The following is a 17,761-nucleotide window of genomic DNA, read 5'->3' on the forward strand; positions in this document are numbered from 1 at the left end:
GAAGCATCTGTTTTAGCGGTGCCTAAACAACAAAAGTGCAGAAACTTCATTCATAATCTCTTCAGCTTCAATGGTTTCCGGTACGTTTTCCTGATGGTTCTGTACAGATTTCAACACTTCGTTTTTGCTTCTTAACGCTTCCGGAACGTTAAAATAAAGCACTTTTGAAGGTGTTTTCCAGGGCGTGTGCTGCGGATTGGTTTGCGCATACAAAACCACTACCGGCGTTAGCGTGGCCGCGGCAATATGCACCGGCCCGGTGTTGACTGAAAGCAGGAGCGGCGTTTTATTGATCAGGCAGATAAACTCGTCTAAGCTGAATAAACCAGCCATTGAAAAACCATTGGTGCCGATGCCTTGCCGGATTTCGTCGGTCAGTTTTTTTTCGGAAGCAGAGCCTGTCAGCAAAATCTGATAACCTAAATCAGTCAGTTTTCTGCCGGTTTCGATCCAGTTTTTGGTTGGATATTGTCTTTTTAGTTCGCTTACGCCCGGATGCAAAACCAGCCAGGGTTTTTGCAGATCAATGCTGTTTTTAGCAAGTATTTTTTGGGCTGATGGCCAGGCTTCCGGTATTTCGAGCGATAAAAAGCTGCTGGCGGTTGTGGCACCAACACTTCGCACCAAATCCAGGTCACGTTCTACCTGGTGCCTGATAAAAGTGTACGGTTCCGGGTCGGGCACCCAATCTGTTAATAACTCGTACGGATTTTCCCGGCAATAAGCCAGCCGGTTGGGTATATCGGCCAGATAAGTGAGCATGATGGCCGGCATCGGGTTCTGGCTAAAAACCGTGAAGATGACCGTTGCATCAAAGTTTCTGGCTTTTAAAACCTCGGCCAACACCAAAAATTCATGGCTAAAAGAAGCATTGTTGGTTTTTACCCAGGGCACGTTAAAGGTGATGATCTCATCAATTTCAGGGATATGGTGCGCAATACCGGCCGCCATAGAAGAAGTTAAGATAGTGATCCGGCTGCCAAAACTTTCTTTTAACGCACGGATGGCCGGCGTTGACATCAGCAAATCGCCCATGTTATCCAGCCGGACCACCAAAATATTTTTACAGTTATGCCAGTTTTCCATCAAATCCCAAAATCTGTACTGTGCACATCGGTTATGTAAATGGCCGCCTGCAAAAAATCCCGGGCTTTGTAATCCGGTGTCCGGTATTCTCCTGCAAGCCATTCGGTTTCGTTGCCGTTATCAATCAAAACCGTTTGGCAGCCAGCCCGTTTTCCTGCTTCCGCATCGTTCAAAATATCACCGATCATCCATGAATTTTTCAGGTCGATCTGATGTTCTTCCGCAGCCTGCAAAATCATACCGGGTTTTGGCTTGCGGAAATTGCATTCTACGGTGTATTTTTCAACAGTTCCCTGCGGATGGTTGAAGCTCCAGTAAAAATCTTCAAACTGCAGATCATCTGCCAAAAGCAAACTTTGTACTTTGTTTTTTACGTTGATTAAAGCCGGTTCCTCAAAAAAACCACGCGCCACACCGGATTGATTGGAAATCATGATGAACATAAAACCTTGCGCTTTCAGCAATTTTAAACCTTCAATTACGCCCGGGTTCAGCGTGATCAGATCCGGGTTGACGTTGTAAGGGATATCCGGGATCAGCGTTCCGTCTTTATCAATAAAAATGGCCTTGTTCATTCAGGCTAAAGTATCAAACATTCTGGTTTTAAATTTCAGTTGATAAAATAAATGCTTCTTTTATCGACCAAAAATCAGTGTTGTTTAATTGAAACCGGTTTTTTAACTGCTATATTTTTGGTTTTTCTGCTGAACAAATTATTTTCTACCAACCGGGAAACTGTGTGCAAAAGATGTAGATGAACTTCCTGGATACGGTGCTGGTTATTGGAAGGCACAATAATGTTCAAATGCGCATAAGTGGCAGCATCACCGCCGCCTTTTCCCAGCAAGGCAATGCAGGTCATTTGTTTTTTGTGGGCAACTTTTATGGCATTTACTATATTTACCGATTGGCCGCTGGTGCTTAAACAAAGCAGAATATCGCCTTTTTTGCCGTAAGTTTCAATCTGGCGCGAAAAAACATCGTCAAAACCACTATCATTGGCAAAACCGGTAACTACAGAAGTATCGGCGGCCAAGGAAATGACCGGTAAGCCCTGTCGGTCCGAACTTTCAAAATAGCCCATCATTTCAGATGTAAAATGCAAACTGCCGGCTGCACTGCCGCCGTTGCCGCAAACCAATAGTTTTTTATCGGTGGCCAAAGCATTGCTAATCAGCGTGGCGGCTTTGGCAACCGGAATGCGCAACGCTCTTTTTGCACGCATAAATGTATCGGCTGCCTTATCAAAAGCCTGATCGATTAGTGTAAGCTGGTTGTCTTCCTCGCTCAATAAATTATTGCCATGAATGATTTTTTCATACATGCTGATGGCCATTTCCGAGATTTTATGCCAGGTAAATAAAGCATTTACGCGGCGGATAGCGTTATCGCGCATATCGTTCAGCAGTTTTTTATTGCTGATGAGTTCAAATATTTTTTGTGCCAACGCATCCGGGTTATTTGGCGGGACCAGGAAACCGGTTTTGCCATCGGCAATACTGTGTTTGATGCCACCCACATTTGCCCCAACAACCGGCGTTCCGCAGGCCATTGCTTCCAGCGGCGTAATGCCAAAAGGTTCGTACCAGGGCGTGGTGATGAAAATATCCGCGGCAGCATAATAATATTTTAAAATATCGCGGTTTTTGCGGCCAACAAAGGTAACATCTGCTGTAACGCCATGATCGGCAGCTAGCTTTTTCAGGCGCAGCATTTCCGGGTTTTGATCGCTTTCGGGATTGTCAGATTCGCCCCCAACCACCACCAAACGCAAAGGTGTATCCGTTTTTTTAACTTTTACCAAAGCCCGGATCACGTTGTCAATTCCCTTGCGCGGAACCATCCGGCCTAATTGCAAAATAATGTTTTCGTTGGTCTCGAGGTTGAGGATCATCCGCGCCAGCTTTTTATCAATCGGATAAAATTCTGTCGGGCAAAATCCGCAGGGAATGATCGTAATGTTCTCCGGATCGGCATTGTAATAATTGATCAGATCTTCTTGGTCCTGAGGACATTCGGCCACAATCTGATCGGCCTGGCGTGCAATTTCTTCTTCAATTAAAATCCGTTCTTTCGGAAACTTGTCCTGCTCGCCCTGATGAATGCGCCGAACATGGCCCAAAGCGTGATAAGTGATTACAAAAGGCAATTTTAACTGCTTTTTAAGATTACAAGCCACCAGGCCCGACATCCAGAAATTGGCATGGACCAAAGCATAATCTATTTTTTCGCGGGCGATAAAAGCAATCATTTCTGCCGTAAAATCCGGCATATATTGCAGCAAATCTTCTTTTACGACAAAAGTTTCCGGGCCGGCAGTTACATGGATTACCCGAACACCCTGTACCCAGGAAACGATTTCCGGAAAACGGACATCATCGCGCCGGGTAAAAATATCAACTTCATAACCGGATTGCGCAATGTGCTTGGCCAGTTCGCCTACATAAACATTTTGGCCGCCGCTGTCCACACCGCCCAGTGTGGCCAGCGGCGAGGCATGTTCACTGATAAAGGCTATCCTGTTTTTCATAATCAGATAATTTAAACAATTAAATTGTGGTTGGTAATAGTGCTTTTGTAAGCAGTACGCGCAAATAATTGGTTCCAATCGGCTAAAAAACGGTTTAAAGTATAGAGTGAGGTTGCAGTTTTCTGTGCATTTGCCCCAAGCTGCACAGCTAAGCGTTGATTGTTGAGCAGGTTTTTCATCTGGCTCGTCAGGTAGTTTAAATCAGTATGTGCAAAGCCGGAAACTTCATTTTCAATCATAGCTGGCAAAGCGGTTGTGCCCAAACCAACAACCGGTATGCCCAGCATTATGGCCATAAAAACCGAAAACTGCGGACTTTGATAGCGATCCGCACAAAACAGAAAACGGTACAGGCAAAGTTTTTCGGGCAGGTTTTGGTAAGTTACGCCATCTTTACCGATTTGGATAATTTCTATCGGCAATGCTTCTTTTACCTGCCTAAAAATGTCCATCCCGGTCACGCGGTCATCTGCCGGAAATTCTTCCAAAACAATTACACCTGCCGGTTTTTCCCCTGAAAAGGAAATCGGGGTTTCGGGCACGCCATTTTCAATTACAGTAACATTCAACTCATGGTTGTCCCACATCAAAGCATTGTAAGGATTAACATGAACTAACTGAACGTCAGCATCTTTTACAAAATGTTTGGCATTTGTGGGATGTTGTTTAGGCGGATGATGTTCTAAATAAATTTTCGGAAGCTGACGTTGCTGCTCTGATAAAATTTCAAATTGCCGGGTTTGATAACCTGCTTCGTCCTGAAACAAAACCAGATCAAAATCCAGGTTTTTTAACTCAGGAAGTGCAACTTCTGTTACATTTTTTTGTGCCGAAAATTGTGCCTTAAAAGAAGCATTTTGTCCTTCGGGAACAAAAAAATCAACCTCGCCCTGCGCCAATGCAAACATATATTGCTGATGGACAGGCCAGGTAAAAACTTTGTAACGTTGCGCCATGTAAAAAATTCAATCAAATAAGTTGCTAAACTTGTTGTGTGTTTGCTAACACCGTAATATTTTGTTTGGTTTTTAAATTCGGTCGAAAATTATTGGTGCACCGCTCTCGTGCTTCTTTTATCGCATAAAAAAACAAACGGTCAGTCGGGAAATTATCTGGTTTGAGATGCAAGTGCTACCTTTGCGCAACAATTTTCAAAATGAAATTCATTTATAAAAGCTGGTGGAAGGTGCTGGCTGTAGTTATGGTAATCTATACCTTGATTGCAGGTTTGTTACTGCACGTACCCGCACTGCCAATCCTGCACGAAACCATCCGCAATTTGTATTTTCATGTGCCGATGTGGATGGCGATGCTGGTGATTTTTAGTATTTCGGTTTTTTACAGCATTAAATATTTGCGCACAAATAAAGAAGAATACGATTTGATTGCTGTAGAATGTGTAAACACCGGTGTGGTTTTTTTTATTTTCGGCTTGCTCACCGGCATGATCTGGGCAAAATATGCTTGGGGCGAATTTTGGAGCAATGACCCTAAGCAAAATAGCGCAGCCATCGCTTTCCTGCTTTATTGTGCTTATCTGGTGTTGCGGAATTCGATTGATGAAGAGCAAAAACGGGCAAAAATATCCGCGGTGTACAACATTTTTGCGTTCCCGATTATGATTGTGCTGATCTTTATCCTGCCGAGATTAACCGATTCCCTGCATCCCGGCAACGGTGGAAACCCGGCTTTTGGCAAATACGATCTGGACAGCCGGATGCGTGTGGTGCTTTATCCGGCCTTTATTGCCTGGCCGCTGATTGCCGTCTGGATTGCCACTTTACGTTACCGCATCCGCCTTATTGAAAACAAAAGAAACACTATAGATTAAGCCTGATGAAAAAAATATTGCTTCCGTTTTTGATACTGTTTTTATCTGCCTTTTTTTCGTTCGCGCAGCAAACCAATGAGGTAGAAATGGCCGATCAGATGCGCAGTTCCGGGAAAATTTATGTGGTAATTGCAACCATAGTGATTATTTTTGTGGGACTGGCAATTTATCTTTTCAGCATAGATCGGCGTTTAAAAAAACTCGAACGCGAGAACTAAGCTTCTTTTATCAATCAAAATTACAAACCCGGCCGGATGTTGAAACGTATACCTTGGATTTATTAAAAAATGCGAAAATTGCGAAATTGGAAAAATTTGCACCAAATTTGCATGCCTTTTTATTAAACCAATTAACGTAACAATATTTTATTATGAGTAATTCAATAGTTCTGCCGGAAACAGAAAATCACTTCTTTGGGGATGTTTGTCAGTTTTTTGATCACGCCGCACAATTTACCCATCTTGATGCCGGTTTGCTGGATCAAATCCGGTCATGCAACAGCGTTTACCGTTTTCGTTTCCCCATTCGCAAAGGCAACGGCTTTGAGGTAATTGATGCCTGGCGGATAGAACATTCGCACCACCAATCGCCCACAAAAGGCGGTATCCGTTACAGCGAAATGGTAAATGAAGACGAAGTGATGGCCCTGGCCGCTTTGATGACGTACAAATGCGCTATCGTAAACGTACCATTTGGCGGCGCAAAAGGCGGCATCAAAATCAACCCAAAAAAATACTCTGAACAAGAACTGGAAAATATCACCCGCCGCTACACGGTGGAGTTGATCAAGAAAAATTTTATTGGCCCAAGCATTGATGTTCCGGCACCGGATTACGGTACCGGAGAACGCGAAATGGGCTGGATTGCAGACACTTATGCCACAATGAACCCCGGCCAGGGCGATGCTTTAGGCTGCGTGACCGGAAAACCGATTGCCTTGCATGGCATTGCCGGACGGCGGGAAGCAACCGGTCGTGGCGTAGCCATTGCCACGCGTGAGTGTGTGAGCGTTGCCGAGGACATGAAAAAATTAGGGTTGATGCCAGGCATTACCGGTAAGCGCGTGATTGTGCAGGGAATGGGCAACGTGGGTTTTTATTCGGCTAAATTTTTGGCTGAGTTTGGTGCATTGATTGTTGGTATCTGCGAATTTGAAGGTGCTATTTATAATGAAGACGGCCTGGACATAGATACTGTTTTTGAGCATAGAAAAGCAACCGGTTCTATTTTAGGTTACCCGCTGACCATGCAGGAATTTAAAAACTCTGGCGAAGGTTTGGAGCAGCCATGCGATATTCTGGTTCCGGCTGCGCTGGAAAATCAGATCACGGGCGATAATATTGGCCGAATTCAGGCAAAAATTATTGTTGAAGGTGCAAACGGGCCAACTTCCCCGGAAGCCGAAGCCATATTTACAGCACGCGGCGGCATTATTGTGCCGGATATGTATGCGAATGCTGGCGGCGTTACCGTTTCTTATTTTGAATGGCTGAAAAACCTGTCGCATGTGTCTTTCGGCCGTATCAACCGCCGTTTTGAAGAAACAGCCAGTTTAAATTTAGTCAACATGGTGGAAGGTTTAACGGGTGTGGCTTTAACGCCGATGCAACGTGCAACTATTGTAAAAGGCGCATCAGAATTGGAATTGGTAAACTCCGGTCTGGAAGATACCATGATCCGTTCTTACCATGAAATCCGCGAAACCTATATTTCTAACCCTAAAATCGATACATTGCGTACGGCAGCATTTGTGGTTGCAATTAATAAGATCGCGGTATCATACAAAAACCTGGGCGTTTGGCCATAAACTATTCCAAATTTTACCCGATAAAAGAAGCATCGCCAAAACCAGGGGACGCTTCTTTTATTTATAATGTTTCTAAATAAGATATACAAACGGTAAAAAAAATAATCCGGGGGATGTTTCGTATTTTCGTGGCGTTAATAAACCGGAAAATATTCTGATGAAAAAAAGTTCAATTTTAGGTATTATCGTGATTGCCGTTGCAATCTGCATCATCATTAGCACATATGCAGATACCAGTACGTATGGTTCTTTCAAAGAAGCAAAAACTACGCAAAGCGAATTGCATGTGGTTGGTCATCTCAACAAACAAAAACAACTGATTTACGATGCAAAAAAAGATGCCAATTATTTTTCTTTTTTTATGAAAGACAATAAAGGCGAAGAATGCAAAATCGTGTTTACCGGTACCAAGCCGCAGGATTTCGAACGTTCGGAACAAATTGTTTTGACCGGGCAAATGGTTGGAAACGAATTTCATGCCTCAAAAATCCTGATGAAATGCCCTTCAAAATATACACAGGACAAATTAGACGTTACTGAGGCAAAAGCATCCAAACAAGCTTCAATTTAATTAATGGAGACTCATTTTACAGGCGAGCACCTTTTTCCGGGCCAGCTTGGTCAAATCTTTGTGGTGCTGGCTTTTGGTTCTGCACTGTTTTCTGCCATTAGTTATTACTTTGCGACGGTTAACAAAAACCAGTTAGATTCTTCTTGGAAAACTTTTGCGCGTTACGGGTATTTTATCAACACACTTTCGGTTATTGGTATTGGTTCTTGCCTGTTTTATATCATTTATACGCACCTTTTCGAGTATCATTATGCCTGGGCGCATTCCTCCAAAACGTTGCCTGTTTACTATATCATTTCCAGTTACTGGGAAGGGCAGGAAGGTAGCTTTTGGCTTTGGGGATTTTGGCAGGCAGTTTTAGGAAATATTTTAATCTGGAAAGCGAAATCTTGGGAAAACTCAGTAATGACAGTTGTTGCTCTATCACAATCTTTCATTGCTTCCATGTTAATTGGAGTTGAGATTTTTGGAACCAGGGTTGGTAGTTCTCCGTTTATTCTTTTAAGACAAGCAATTGAGGCACCAATATTTAGTCGACCGGATTATCTAAATTATATTAAAGACGGCAATGGTTTAAACCCTACATTGCAAAATTACTGGATGGTGATTCACCCGCCAACGTTGTTTTTGGGTTTCGCTTCGATGGTTGTGCCGTTTGCTTATGCGATTGCCGGTTTATGGCAGCGCAGGTATAAAGAATGGGTTCAGCCCGCTATTTCCTACGCACTTTTTGCAGTGATGGTTTTAGGGACCGGTATTATCATGGGTTCTTTCTGGGCTTATGAATCGTTAAATTTTGGTGGGTTTTGGGCTTGGGACCCGGTGGAAAATGCTTCTTTTATCCCCTGGTTAACGCTGATTGGCGGCGTGCATGTTTTAATTGTTTTTAAAAATACTGGTCATTCTTATTTTACCGCTGCGTTCCTGGTCATTATCAGTTTCATACTTGTTTTATATGCTTCTTTTTTAACCCGGAGCGGCATTCTCGGCAACACTTCTGTACACGCTTTTACAGAGTTAGGTATGAACTTACAACTGCTGATTTTTTTGTTTGCCTTTATCGCTATTTCGGTTTGGATGCTGGTTTCCCGCTGGAAGGAACTGCCCATCACCAAAAAAGACGAAGAAACTTATTCCCGCGAATTCTGGATGTTTGTGGGTGCAATTTTTCTGGCTTTATCATGCCTGCAACTGGTTATCGTTACTTCCATCCCGGTTTGGAATGCCATTTTCGGTACTAAAACCGCCCCGCCAACAGAGCCTGTACGCTTGTATAATATTGTACAATCTGCTTTTGCAGTCGTAATTACACTGCTGATTGGTTTTGCACAGTTTTTAAAATACAAACGGTCTGATGCTACTACTTTCCTGATCCGCTCGGTGGTTTATTTGCTGTTCGCGGCATTGATAAGCGGGTTGATTATCTGGTCGTCGGGTTTGTATCATACGCAAACGGTTTATATGCTGGTGATATTCGGTTCAGTTTATGCCATCCTGGCCAATACCAAATACCTGGCTGATCTGTTTAAAGGGAAAACAAAATTAGTGGGTTCGGCGGTGGCGCATATCGGTTTTGCCCTGCTGCTGGTTGGTGCCGTTATTGCTTCCGGAACGAGTAAAGTCATTACCATAAACAATAGTGGTGTTGGTTTTGGTGAAGCGTTTGAAAAGGTTGGAAATTCGCGCGAAAACCTGCGTTTGGATTTTAATACGCCGGTAAAAGTGGGGCCATACACAGCAACTTATGTCGGTGATTCTTTAAACGGCCCGAACCATTACTTCAAAGTAAATTATAAACGGGTTGATGATAAATCAGGTAAAATAATTGAGAATTTTAATTTGCTGCCAAATGCGCAGGCCAACCGTAAAATGGGTTTGGTTTCTTCTCCTGATACCAAGCATTATGTGTTTAAAGACATGTATTCTTACGTAAGCATTGCCTGGCCGATGAAATTTCAAGACGATCAAACTGCTGAAAGCGAAGGACATGCGGAAAGCAACGATGATAAAGAATATGCCAAACCGGTTGCCCACGAAATGAAAATTGGCGATACCATCCGCTACCGCGCCGGTTTGATAATTTTGAAAGCTATTAAAAAAGATGCTAAAGTGCGCGATATACCGATGGCAAAAAACGATGTTTCTGTTGGTGCACAATTAGAGGTGCAAAGCAATGGCAAAGTATTTACCACCGAACCGATTTTTATGATTAAAGGCGGCAGCAAGTTTGATTTCAGCAAAAAAGTGGACAGTGCCGATCTGAAAGTACGTTTCTCCAACATTTTGCCGGACAAAGGCATGATGGAAATTACCACGTATGTAAAACCTGAAGGCGAAAAACCTTATATCGTGATCAAAGCGATCGAGTTTCCATCCATCAACTTTTTTTGGTCCGGTACGATCATCATGGTGATTGGTTTTGTACTTTCTATTTTCCGCAGAAATAAAGAGTTGAAAACAGTTTAACGCATACTTCTTTTACCATGAAAAAAATTACCGGTTTATTTTTTATGCTGATGATTGCCGTTTCAATGCAAACAGAAGCGCAAAGCAAAGAAGAGAAAAAGGTTGCTGCGGCGGTCAAAACCTTAACCAAAGCGATGATTGACGGCAACCGGTCTGCTTTAGAAAATATTGCTTCGGATGGATTAAGTTACGGCCATTCCAGCGGGAAAATCCAAAACAAAACAGAATTTGTAGAAGCGATTGTGAGCGGCCAATCTGATTTTGTGACGATCAACCTTACCGATCAAACCATCAATATAAAAGATCAAACAGCCATTGTCCGGCATAAATTTTCCGCAGAAACCAATGATGGCGGCAAGCCCGGGAATGTAAGTTTAGGCATTATGCTGGTTTGGGTGAAAGAAAAAGGTAACTGGAAGTTGCTGGCAAGACAGGCTTATAAACTGTAATGCTTCTTTTATCACCTAAAAAATGCGCATCACGATAATTGGTTCCGGCAATGTGGCCACTCATCTGGGCGCGGCTTTAAAAAACGCCGGGCACAAAATTGTGCAGGTCTGGAGCCGTAATTTGCAACATGCCGCTTTACTGGCTTATCATGTAAAAGCAGAACCGATTGATCGTTTAAGCGAAATTTCTGCGGAAACCGATCTGATTATAATTGCTGTAAAAGATGCTGCTGTAGAAGAGACTGCCTCTTTTATCCCCATAAAAACAGTATTGGTGGTGCATACATGCGGCGCGGTCGGGTTGAATATTTTGGAAAAGTATTTTGAAAATTGCGGTGTATTTTATCCGCTGCAAACGTTTTCTAAAACGCGCGGGATGGATTTTAAAACGGTGCCGCTTTGCATAGAAAGTACCGATAAAAACAGTATGCAGCTTTTGCTTGAACTGGGCAGGACGATCAGCAATAACGTACAAATCATCAATTCCGATCAGCGTAAAACTTTGCATTTGTCGGCGACTTTTGCGTGTAATTTCCCCAATTATTTGTTTGCGGTTGCGGCGGATTTGCTTCAGCAAAAACAAATGGATTTTGATTTGTTAAAGCCGCTGATTTTGGAAACCGCGCTGAAAAGCCAGGAGCATCAGCCTAAAAACGTACAAACCGGGCCGGCCATCCGCAGGGACGTGAACACAATGCAAACGCATTTGGGTTTGTTGCGGCAACAGCCCGATTTGCAGGAAATTTACCGGCTGCTTAGTCAGGGTATTATCAAAATGGGCGAAGGGGATTCTGCCTAAACTAAAATTACTACTTTTGCACGTCATGGAAATTTATAGCGTCAGGATCAACTTTGAAGAAGCAGGAATGCAAACCGTTGATTTGCCAATTGCCGAAGGGGAATCTGTACTGGATGTTTGCCTGGAAAACGGCATTGATCTGCAACATAATTGCGGCGGCGTTTGCGGCTGCAGCACCTGCCATGTTTACGTAAACAAAGGTATGGACAGCGTGCAGGAAATATCTGATAAAGAGGAAGATTTTATAGACCGGGCGGTAAACCCGCGCATTACTTCGCGTTTGGGCTGCCAATGTGTGATGATTGACGGAAATATTGAAGTAACGATCCCGGATCAGTCCCAATTTCTGGGTCATTGATCACTGAAAAATATTTTATGAACAACAAAGATTTTGCCCTCCCGATACACTGGAACGATTATGAAGACATTGCCATGGAACTTTACGAAAAGTTTGGTGATGCTTTTGATGAACCGAAAATTTACCGTTTGCGTTTCACCGATTTGCTGGAATGGGTGCTTTCGTTACCAAATTTTGTGGGCAAACGCGAGGAAAGCACCGAAGGCCATTTGGAGCAGATACAAACCGCCTGGGCTTATGAATGGCGTGATAATCAGTAGGTTATAGTTTCCGGTTTCTGTCAACAATCAACTGAAAACTAACTTCTTCCTCATGTTCCTCGAAAAATTAAAAAACGTAAAAGCTTTTATTTTTGATGTGGATGGCGTGCTCACCAACGGCGACATTACCGTAACCGCTGATGGCGACCAAATGCGGCATTTCAACGTAAAAGACGGTTACGCCATCAACCACGCCATCAAATGCGGCTTTTATATCTGTACCATTTCGGGTGGTCATTCGCGCGGCGTTTTATCGCGTTTAAATGGTTTGGGTGTGAAAGATGTTTTTATGGGGATCAGTCATAAACTCGAAGTTTTTGAACGTGTAGTGGCCGATATGAACCTCGATCCCGAAGAAATTTTATACATGGGCGATGATGTCCCGGATTTGGATATCATGCAAAAAGTTGGTTTGCCAACCTGCCCGGCCGATGCCTGTGAAGAAGTAAAAGCCGTTGCTGTATATACTTCCCCGGTTTTGGGCGGAAAAGGCTGCGTGCGTGATGTGATCGAAAAGGTGCTGAAAATCCAGGACAAATGGATGAAGGCAGATGCCACAAGTTTCTGAAAAATACCCGGTAAAAACAGCATCAGCAAGTTATTTCAGGCATATTTCCCTGTAGCAAAAAATCCCAACAAAATTTTACAGCGGTTTAAGTATTTCAAAAATTTGTCTCCCGTTTGTAGTTCATTTTCTTTTTTGTGTTGAAGTAATGTAAAAATACGGCAGATGTATTTGGCCAATACTGTTTTTACCCCTGTAAAAACAGTATGTTGATTATAGCCGAACTTATCCGGTACTTTTCGTATAAAGTATTTTTTTAAATGCTGTTTTTATCGGGTAAATTTTACTTTGATAAACGTAAAGCATATTGCAGAATCAATCCATAACTGATGAGACAAAAACCTGTTGATACCCAAAGATTTATTTACCTGTTTTTCCTGGCAACACTGCTTGCTTTTACTTCCTGCAAAAAAGATAAAAACCAACCTGCCCCAAGTTCGGCCAAGCCCGTTTCGGTGGGTTTAATCCAGTTCGGAAACAACAACAACAAACGGCTTTTTATCCCGATCACTAAAATCGGGACACAAAACGTAAACTATTTCGGTGTTTTTGATACCGGTTCTTCCGGGATGACGATGGATGCAAACGGCCTGCTGCCCGCCAGTATGATCAACAGTTCGGGCATTACCGTGACCGGAGATTCGGTTGTGATTAATGGCATCACCGTTACTTCGCAGCAGGCGGTGATCAGTTTTGGCGATAAATTAAACTCAACTAAAGAATACGGAAACCTGGCTTACGCCGCTATAACCGTTGGTGATGCAAACGGAAACTTAGTTTTAAAACGCGTACCGTTTTTTTTGTATTATAAAATTACAGATGGCAAAGGCAACCAGCTTCCGGCACACTCCAGCGATGTTTTTGGCGTTGGGCCGGGCACCAATTATGCCAGTAATACCATCGCCAGTCCGTTAAGTTATCCTATCCCGGAAGCCGGTTTAACCAAAGGTTTCCGGCTGGCATTGCTCAATAATTCGGGTTTTAGCACAACAGGAACATACGTGGCCGGTTTGCTAAAAGTAGGTTTAACCGCTGCCGACCTGACTTCAAATTCGTTTGTTTTGCATCCGTTAACTTACTATACATCAGGTGGTTACTCGCCGAACATTCCGGCTACGATTACCTATAATGGAATCAGTACTGCCGCTTTGGTTTTGTTTGATACCGGTACGCCATCGGTAACTTTGATCGAAGATCCGAAAGCGACAACCGGTGTGGGCAGTTTGCCGGCAAATTCTACCGTAAAAGTAGTTACCAATCAGGGGTTTACTTATCAATATAACACAACTGCGGCCAGTAATTTAACAGCAGTTCAAAACCCAAACAATACCGGCGATTACCGCACCATTTTCAGCATTGATTTTTTTATCAACAATGAGTTTTTGAGCGATTATACCAATCACAAAATCGGTTTAAAAAATAATTGAGCTTTGGGCCGATGCTGTTTTTAGCAGGTAAAATTTAGGGTGATAAAAGAAGCATCCGCATCAATTAAATAACCTGATTTTCTTTTATCAGCATAAATGGCCACTCTTTGTTGATTTTTGCTTTAATGAAATAAACCGCCGTGCCGATAGAAATGGTCAGTAATCCGCCCAAAACCATTTTTGTTCCGGTAGAGATCAAAATGCCGAACCAAAGCAAAACAGCCAGGTAAATGGGCAACGGAAAAAAAGGCATTTTGTAAGGAAAATCTGCAGGGTTTCGGGTTTTTCTCAGGATAAGCAAACCAATGGCCTGAGAGATAAACTGGATCAGGATCCGCATGGCCAGTACGGCACTGATCACGTCGCTCAGCTTAAAAAGCAAACTAAACACAAACGCAATCGCCCCTAAAACAATCAAAGAAACATAAGGGAAGTTGCCTTTGGGGTGCAGTTTGGCAAATACTTTAAAAAAAGCACCATCTGCAGCAGCGGCATAAGGCACACGGCTATAGCCCAAAGTTGCCGAAAAAACAGATGCAAAGGCCACCAGCAAAATCAGGCAGGTTACAATTTTTGCGGCTGTTGGGCCAGCCAGGTGCTGCATAAATTCGCTGATGACGAACTGACTGTTTTTGGCCTGTTGCCAGGGGATTACACTAACCACGCTAATATTCATCATCAGATATAAAACCGCAATGCCGACAATGGATAAAAACATGCTGCGCGGAATATTTCTGGACGGGTTGATGATTTCGCCGCCCAAATGGCAAACATTATAATAACCCAGATAGCTGTACACGCTTTTTACACTGGCAAAACCGATTGCTGCCACAAAAGCATAGTTAAAGCTCAAACCATCATTAACGTGTTGGACGGGATGCAAAAAGTTGCCATGCGCCAAACCGCCGCCGATAATCCATAAAATGGTGAGGATGACCGCCACCCAAAGCACTACGCTTATTTTGCCAATATCTTCGATTTTACGGTATAAAAGCAGTATGATACAAACCACTACGCCACCGCTCATCATTTTTGATTCGAGTGGCGTAAGCGGAAGTAAATAAGAAAAATAAGCCGCAAAACCAATGGCCGCGGAAGCGATAACCAGCGGTGCCTGGATCATGGTTTGCCACACAAACAGAAAACTCATTAATCTGCCCAAGCCATTTTTACCATAAGTTTCTTTCAGGAAATTGTAAGAACCGCCGGCCATCGGGAAAGCCGCGCCCAGCTCGCCCCAAACCATTGCATCAACCATAGATAAAACGGCACCCGCCAGCCAGGCGTACAGAAAGTAGGGGCCGTTCATCATCCCGATCACCATGGGCAAGGTAATAAACGGACCGATGCCTACCATATCCGTCATGTTGATGGCCGTAGCATGAATCAGCCCTAAACTTCTTACCTGATTTTGCGCCATTAATACTGTCTTAGTTTGAATTGATTTAGATGGATAACTGCTTCAACCCAAGCGAAGATAGATTTTTATGCGATAAAAAAGTATTGTATAGCATCGATTTAAACTAAAAAAACCAACTGTTATTAATGTCTTCCCGAAAAACCTGAATAGTGTAAATTAGAAAAGCGGGCAATTTTAATTGTAAAACAGTAAAAATTATCTTGAAGAAAAGTAAGTTTACACGGGCGCAAACCCTTTTAAAATCTGTCCTGAAATTACGGTTGTCTAAAAACGAATTATTGCTCTTCTAATCTGCAAAATCCGTAGATAGCGTCAACGATTTCCATGCTTCTAAATCTTTTTCTAAAGATTTTATTTTTTTGTGACCCATATCATACGCATCGCTGCCCAAAAATAAATGTAGCGGCGGATTTTGCTCTTCTACAATTTTCATAATGGCGGTCACCGCTTTTTGTGGGTCGCCCGGTTGATTGCCGCTAATCTGATTTTGATGCATATCTTCCGATTCGCGTACGGCTTCATATTCATCCATTTTGTTTTCGGGAAGGGATAAAGAACCTGCAAGAAAATCCGTACGGAAATAACCAGGCTCAATGAGCGTAACTTTTACCCCAAAAGGCGCAACCTCTGCCGCCAAAGATTCGGAAAAACCTTCTACCGCAAACTTGCTTGCACAATAAACGCCCCATCCCGGAAATGCTCCGGTGATACCTGCAACAGAAGAAAGGTTTAAAATATGACCCGATTTTTGTTTTCGCAATTGCGGCATCGCTGCGCGGATCACGTTGATGCTGCCAAAAACATTGACATCAAAATTGGTACGCGCTTCTTTGTCTGACAACTCTTCCAAAGTGCCGAGTTGCCCATAACCGGCGTTATTGACTACAATATCAAGGTTTCCAAAATGTACAATGGTTTTATCGATTGCATTGCTCACTTTTCTGCTGTCCGTTAAATCCAATTCGAGGGGAAGGAAATTTGAAGATTCTTTACCAATTTCTTTTACCAAAGCATCTTTAGTACGTGATGTTGCTGCAACCTTACAACCAGACTCAACCAATTTTTTAACGAGTAAAAGGCCGATACCTTTAGATGCGCCGGTTACAAACCATACTTTTTTATTGTCCATAATTTATATTTTTTATTATGGAACAAAGATAGGTTCCGGTTGACAGGATAGATAACGAAAAACAAATGCTTAATTACGAAAATCAATCATTTCTAAATTGTGTTGGGTTTAAGTTTGAATGTTTTTTAAAGAAGTTGTTAAAGTGTGTTACCTCTTTAAATCCCAAAGTATAGCCAATTTCAGATATATTCCATTGCGTATGTTTCAATAAAATCTTTGCTTCTTGTAACAGCCGTTCCGAAATAATTTCTGATGTAGATTTCTGCGTGGTTTTTTGCAAGGCTTTATTCAGATGGTTGACATGAACAGACAACTGATTTGCAAAATCTGAAGCTGATTTTAACTGTACTCTTTGCCTGCTGTCTTCAATAGGGAATTGCCGTTCCAGCAATTCTAAAAACAACAGCAATATTCTGTTGCTGCCATCAATCTGTTTGCTCGCTTCCCGTTCAGCCGGTTGCGCTTTTACGGCTTTATGTATAATTTCGAAAACCAGATTACGCAGCAAATCATACTTGTGAACGTATTCGGAACTGATTTCGATGAACATTCGCTGAAATATTTGTTTAAATTCATCAGCTTGTTCATCAGTTAATTCAAAAACAGGGTTGCCTATAGGTTGGAAAACGCTATAATCTGTGAGCGAACCAAAATTATGGAAGAAGGAAGGTGTGAAAACACAGAAAAAACCGCTCTGTTCTTCGCCTGCCGCTTCCCAGGTGTAGGGTATTTGCGGATTGGCAAAAAACAACGCCTGTTTTTTTATTTCGATAACCTTGTCTGCATAATAGACTTTATTCTTCCCGAAAATCAAACTGATTTTAAAAAAGTCTTTTCGGCTATACGGAGTAGGTTTTGGACGTGGCCCTACAAAATCATCAAGTTTGAAAACATTAAAATGTCCAATTTCTTTTTTTAGATTATCAGGAACTTTGTTCAGCTTTGCTTTGTAAAATTCCTCTATTGTTTCCGGCTTTTCCACAATGCAATATTACGAAATTCAAATGATTTTTTTGTTTCCTATCAATGAAGCCCGTCTGCTTGCTAAATCCGTTTTTACTTT

Annotated in this window: 18 protein-coding genes; 11 read left to right on the forward strand and 7 right to left on the reverse strand. The window is 42.5% G+C overall.

What is annotated here, in order from left to right:
* Nucleotides 1-12 precede the first annotated feature (12 nt).
* The 4 genes from ACOFKR_RS04090 to ACOFKR_RS04105 form a co-directional block, all read right to left on the reverse strand.
* Complete coding sequence (locus tag ACOFKR_RS04090) at nt 13-1,086, reverse strand: glycosyltransferase family 9 protein (protein ID WP_419802752.1); 1,074 nt, start codon at nt 1,084-1,086, stop codon at nt 13-15.
* Complete coding sequence (locus ACOFKR_RS04095; protein WP_419802753.1) at nt 1,086-1,661, reverse strand: D-glycero-alpha-D-manno-heptose-1,7-bisphosphate 7-phosphatase; 576 nt, start codon at nt 1,659-1,661, stop codon at nt 1,086-1,088. Before ACOFKR_RS04095 ends, ACOFKR_RS04090 begins: the two co-directional genes overlap by 1 nt.
* 74 nt (nt 1,662-1,735) lie before the next feature.
* Nucleotides 1,736-3,616, reverse strand: a complete 1,881-nt coding sequence (locus ACOFKR_RS04100) for a glycosyltransferase (protein ID WP_419802754.1) — start codon at nt 3,614-3,616, stop codon at nt 1,736-1,738.
* Nucleotides 3,617-3,627: 11 nt separating this feature from the next.
* A complete protein-coding gene (locus ACOFKR_RS04105) occupies nt 3,628-4,572 on the reverse strand; it encodes a glycosyltransferase (RefSeq protein WP_419802755.1) in 945 nt (314 codons plus the stop codon).
* 200 nt (nt 4,573-4,772) lie between these two features.
* Here ACOFKR_RS04105 and ACOFKR_RS04110 point away from each other — a divergent pair, with 200 nt between their 5' ends.
* From ACOFKR_RS04110 to ACOFKR_RS04160, 11 genes are all read left to right on the forward strand, one after another.
* Complete coding sequence (locus tag ACOFKR_RS04110; protein WP_419802756.1) at nt 4,773-5,447, forward strand: cytochrome c biogenesis protein; 675 nt, start codon at nt 4,773-4,775, stop codon at nt 5,445-5,447.
* 5 nt (nt 5,448-5,452) lie between these two features.
* Nucleotides 5,453-5,665 carry a CcmD family protein gene (locus ACOFKR_RS04115; RefSeq protein WP_419802757.1) on the forward strand — a complete coding sequence of 71 codons (213 nt, stop codon included), beginning with the start codon at nt 5,453-5,455 and terminating at the stop codon, nt 5,663-5,665.
* Nucleotides 5,666-5,817: 152 nt separating this feature from the next.
* Nucleotides 5,818-7,254 carry a Glu/Leu/Phe/Val family dehydrogenase gene (locus ACOFKR_RS04120; protein ID WP_419802758.1) on the forward strand — a complete coding sequence of 479 codons (1,437 nt, stop codon included), beginning with the start codon at nt 5,818-5,820 and terminating at the stop codon, nt 7,252-7,254.
* A gap of 157 nt (nt 7,255-7,411) precedes the next feature.
* On the forward strand, nt 7,412-7,825 hold the full coding sequence (locus ACOFKR_RS04125; RefSeq protein WP_419802759.1) for a cytochrome c maturation protein CcmE: 414 nt from the start codon (nt 7,412-7,414) through the stop codon (nt 7,823-7,825).
* A gap of 3 nt (nt 7,826-7,828) precedes the next feature.
* A complete protein-coding gene (gene ccsA / locus ACOFKR_RS04130; RefSeq protein WP_419802760.1) occupies nt 7,829-10,291 on the forward strand; it encodes a cytochrome c biogenesis protein CcsA in 2,463 nt (820 codons plus the stop codon).
* 17 nt (nt 10,292-10,308) lie between these two features.
* Nucleotides 10,309-10,740, forward strand: coding sequence for a nuclear transport factor 2 family protein (locus ACOFKR_RS04135; RefSeq protein WP_419802761.1), 432 nt, complete (start codon nt 10,309-10,311; stop codon nt 10,738-10,740).
* A gap of 22 nt (nt 10,741-10,762) precedes the next feature.
* On the forward strand, nt 10,763-11,539 hold the full coding sequence (locus tag ACOFKR_RS04140; RefSeq protein ID WP_419802762.1) for a Rossmann-like and DUF2520 domain-containing protein: 777 nt from the start codon (nt 10,763-10,765) through the stop codon (nt 11,537-11,539).
* Nucleotides 11,540-11,564: 25 nt separating this feature from the next.
* Nucleotides 11,565-11,897 carry a 2Fe-2S iron-sulfur cluster-binding protein gene (locus ACOFKR_RS04145; protein ID WP_419802763.1) on the forward strand — a complete coding sequence of 111 codons (333 nt, stop codon included), beginning with the start codon at nt 11,565-11,567 and terminating at the stop codon, nt 11,895-11,897.
* 17 nt (nt 11,898-11,914) lie between these two features.
* Nucleotides 11,915-12,157: a Fe-S cluster assembly protein IscX gene (gene iscX / locus ACOFKR_RS04150; RefSeq protein ID WP_419802764.1), complete on the forward strand. Its 243-nt coding sequence runs from the start codon at nt 11,915-11,917 to the stop codon at nt 12,155-12,157.
* A 52-nt stretch (nt 12,158-12,209) separates the two neighbouring features.
* Entirely contained in the window at nt 12,210-12,725 is a 516-nt protein-coding gene (locus ACOFKR_RS04155) for a KdsC family phosphatase (protein WP_419802765.1), read from the forward strand.
* A 326-nt stretch (nt 12,726-13,051) separates the two neighbouring features.
* Nucleotides 13,052-14,149, forward strand: a complete 1,098-nt coding sequence (locus ACOFKR_RS04160) for a hypothetical protein (protein WP_419802766.1) — start codon at nt 13,052-13,054, stop codon at nt 14,147-14,149.
* A gap of 64 nt (nt 14,150-14,213) precedes the next feature.
* On the opposite strand, the gene ACOFKR_RS04165 is transcribed toward ACOFKR_RS04160, so the two are convergent.
* The 3 genes from ACOFKR_RS04165 to ACOFKR_RS04175 form a co-directional block, all read right to left on the reverse strand.
* Entirely contained in the window at nt 14,214-15,569 is a 1,356-nt protein-coding gene (locus ACOFKR_RS04165) for an APC family permease (protein ID WP_419802767.1), read from the reverse strand.
* Between the two features lie 286 nt (nt 15,570-15,855).
* On the reverse strand, nt 15,856-16,698 hold the full coding sequence (locus ACOFKR_RS04170) for an oxidoreductase (protein ID WP_419802768.1): 843 nt from the start codon (nt 16,696-16,698) through the stop codon (nt 15,856-15,858).
* Between the two features lie 82 nt (nt 16,699-16,780).
* Nucleotides 16,781-17,680 (reverse strand): helix-turn-helix domain-containing protein, encoded by a 900-nt coding sequence (locus ACOFKR_RS04175; RefSeq protein WP_419802769.1) that lies wholly within the window; start codon nt 17,678-17,680, stop codon nt 16,781-16,783.
* Nucleotides 17,681-17,761 lie beyond the last annotated feature (81 nt).

The sequence above is a fragment of the Mucilaginibacter sp. genome (assembly GCF_965201005.1).
In the GTDB taxonomy this organism is placed as follows: Bacteria; Bacteroidota; Bacteroidia; order Sphingobacteriales; family Sphingobacteriaceae; genus Mucilaginibacter_A.

Bases quoted from the DNA above. Each gene is read 5' to 3' on its own strand.
- ACOFKR_RS04125 (WP_419802759.1), top strand. From the start codon at position 7,412: ATGAAAAAAAGTTCAATTTTAGGTATTATCGTGATTGCCGTTGCAATC.
- ACOFKR_RS04120 (WP_419802758.1), top strand. From the start codon at position 5,818: ATGAGTAATTCAATAGTTCTGCCGGAAACAGAAAATCACTTCTTTGGG.
- ACOFKR_RS04140 (WP_419802762.1), top strand. From the start codon at position 10,763: ATGCGCATCACGATAATTGGTTCCGGCAATGTGGCCACTCATCTGGGC.
- ACOFKR_RS04115 (WP_419802757.1), top strand. From the start codon at position 5,453: ATGAAAAAAATATTGCTTCCGTTTTTGATACTGTTTTTATCTGCCTTT.
- ACOFKR_RS04165 (WP_419802767.1), bottom strand. From the start codon at position 15,569: ATGGCGCAAAATCAGGTAAGAAGTTTAGGGCTGATTCATGCTACGGCC.
- ACOFKR_RS04105 (WP_419802755.1), bottom strand. From the start codon at position 4,572: ATGGCGCAACGTTACAAAGTTTTTACCTGGCCTGTCCATCAGCAATAT.
- iscX (WP_419802764.1), top strand. From the start codon at position 11,915: ATGAACAACAAAGATTTTGCCCTCCCGATACACTGGAACGATTATGAA.
- ACOFKR_RS04090 (WP_419802752.1), bottom strand. From the start codon at position 1,086: ATGGAAAACTGGCATAACTGTAAAAATATTTTGGTGGTCCGGCTGGAT.
- ACOFKR_RS04160 (WP_419802766.1), top strand. From the start codon at position 13,052: ATGAGACAAAAACCTGTTGATACCCAAAGATTTATTTACCTGTTTTTC.
- ACOFKR_RS04100 (WP_419802754.1), bottom strand. From the start codon at position 3,616: ATGAAAAACAGGATAGCCTTTATCAGTGAACATGCCTCGCCGCTGGCC.
- ACOFKR_RS04135 (WP_419802761.1), top strand. From the start codon at position 10,309: ATGAAAAAAATTACCGGTTTATTTTTTATGCTGATGATTGCCGTTTCA.
- ACOFKR_RS04155 (WP_419802765.1), top strand. From the start codon at position 12,210: ATGTTCCTCGAAAAATTAAAAAACGTAAAAGCTTTTATTTTTGATGTG.
- ACOFKR_RS04095 (WP_419802753.1), bottom strand. From the start codon at position 1,661: ATGAACAAGGCCATTTTTATTGATAAAGACGGAACGCTGATCCCGGAT.
- ACOFKR_RS04170 (WP_419802768.1), bottom strand. From the start codon at position 16,698: ATGGACAATAAAAAAGTATGGTTTGTAACCGGCGCATCTAAAGGTATC.
- ccsA (WP_419802760.1), top strand. From the start codon at position 7,829: ATGGAGACTCATTTTACAGGCGAGCACCTTTTTCCGGGCCAGCTTGGT.
- ACOFKR_RS04145 (WP_419802763.1), top strand. From the start codon at position 11,565: ATGGAAATTTATAGCGTCAGGATCAACTTTGAAGAAGCAGGAATGCAA.
- ACOFKR_RS04110 (WP_419802756.1), top strand. From the start codon at position 4,773: ATGAAATTCATTTATAAAAGCTGGTGGAAGGTGCTGGCTGTAGTTATG.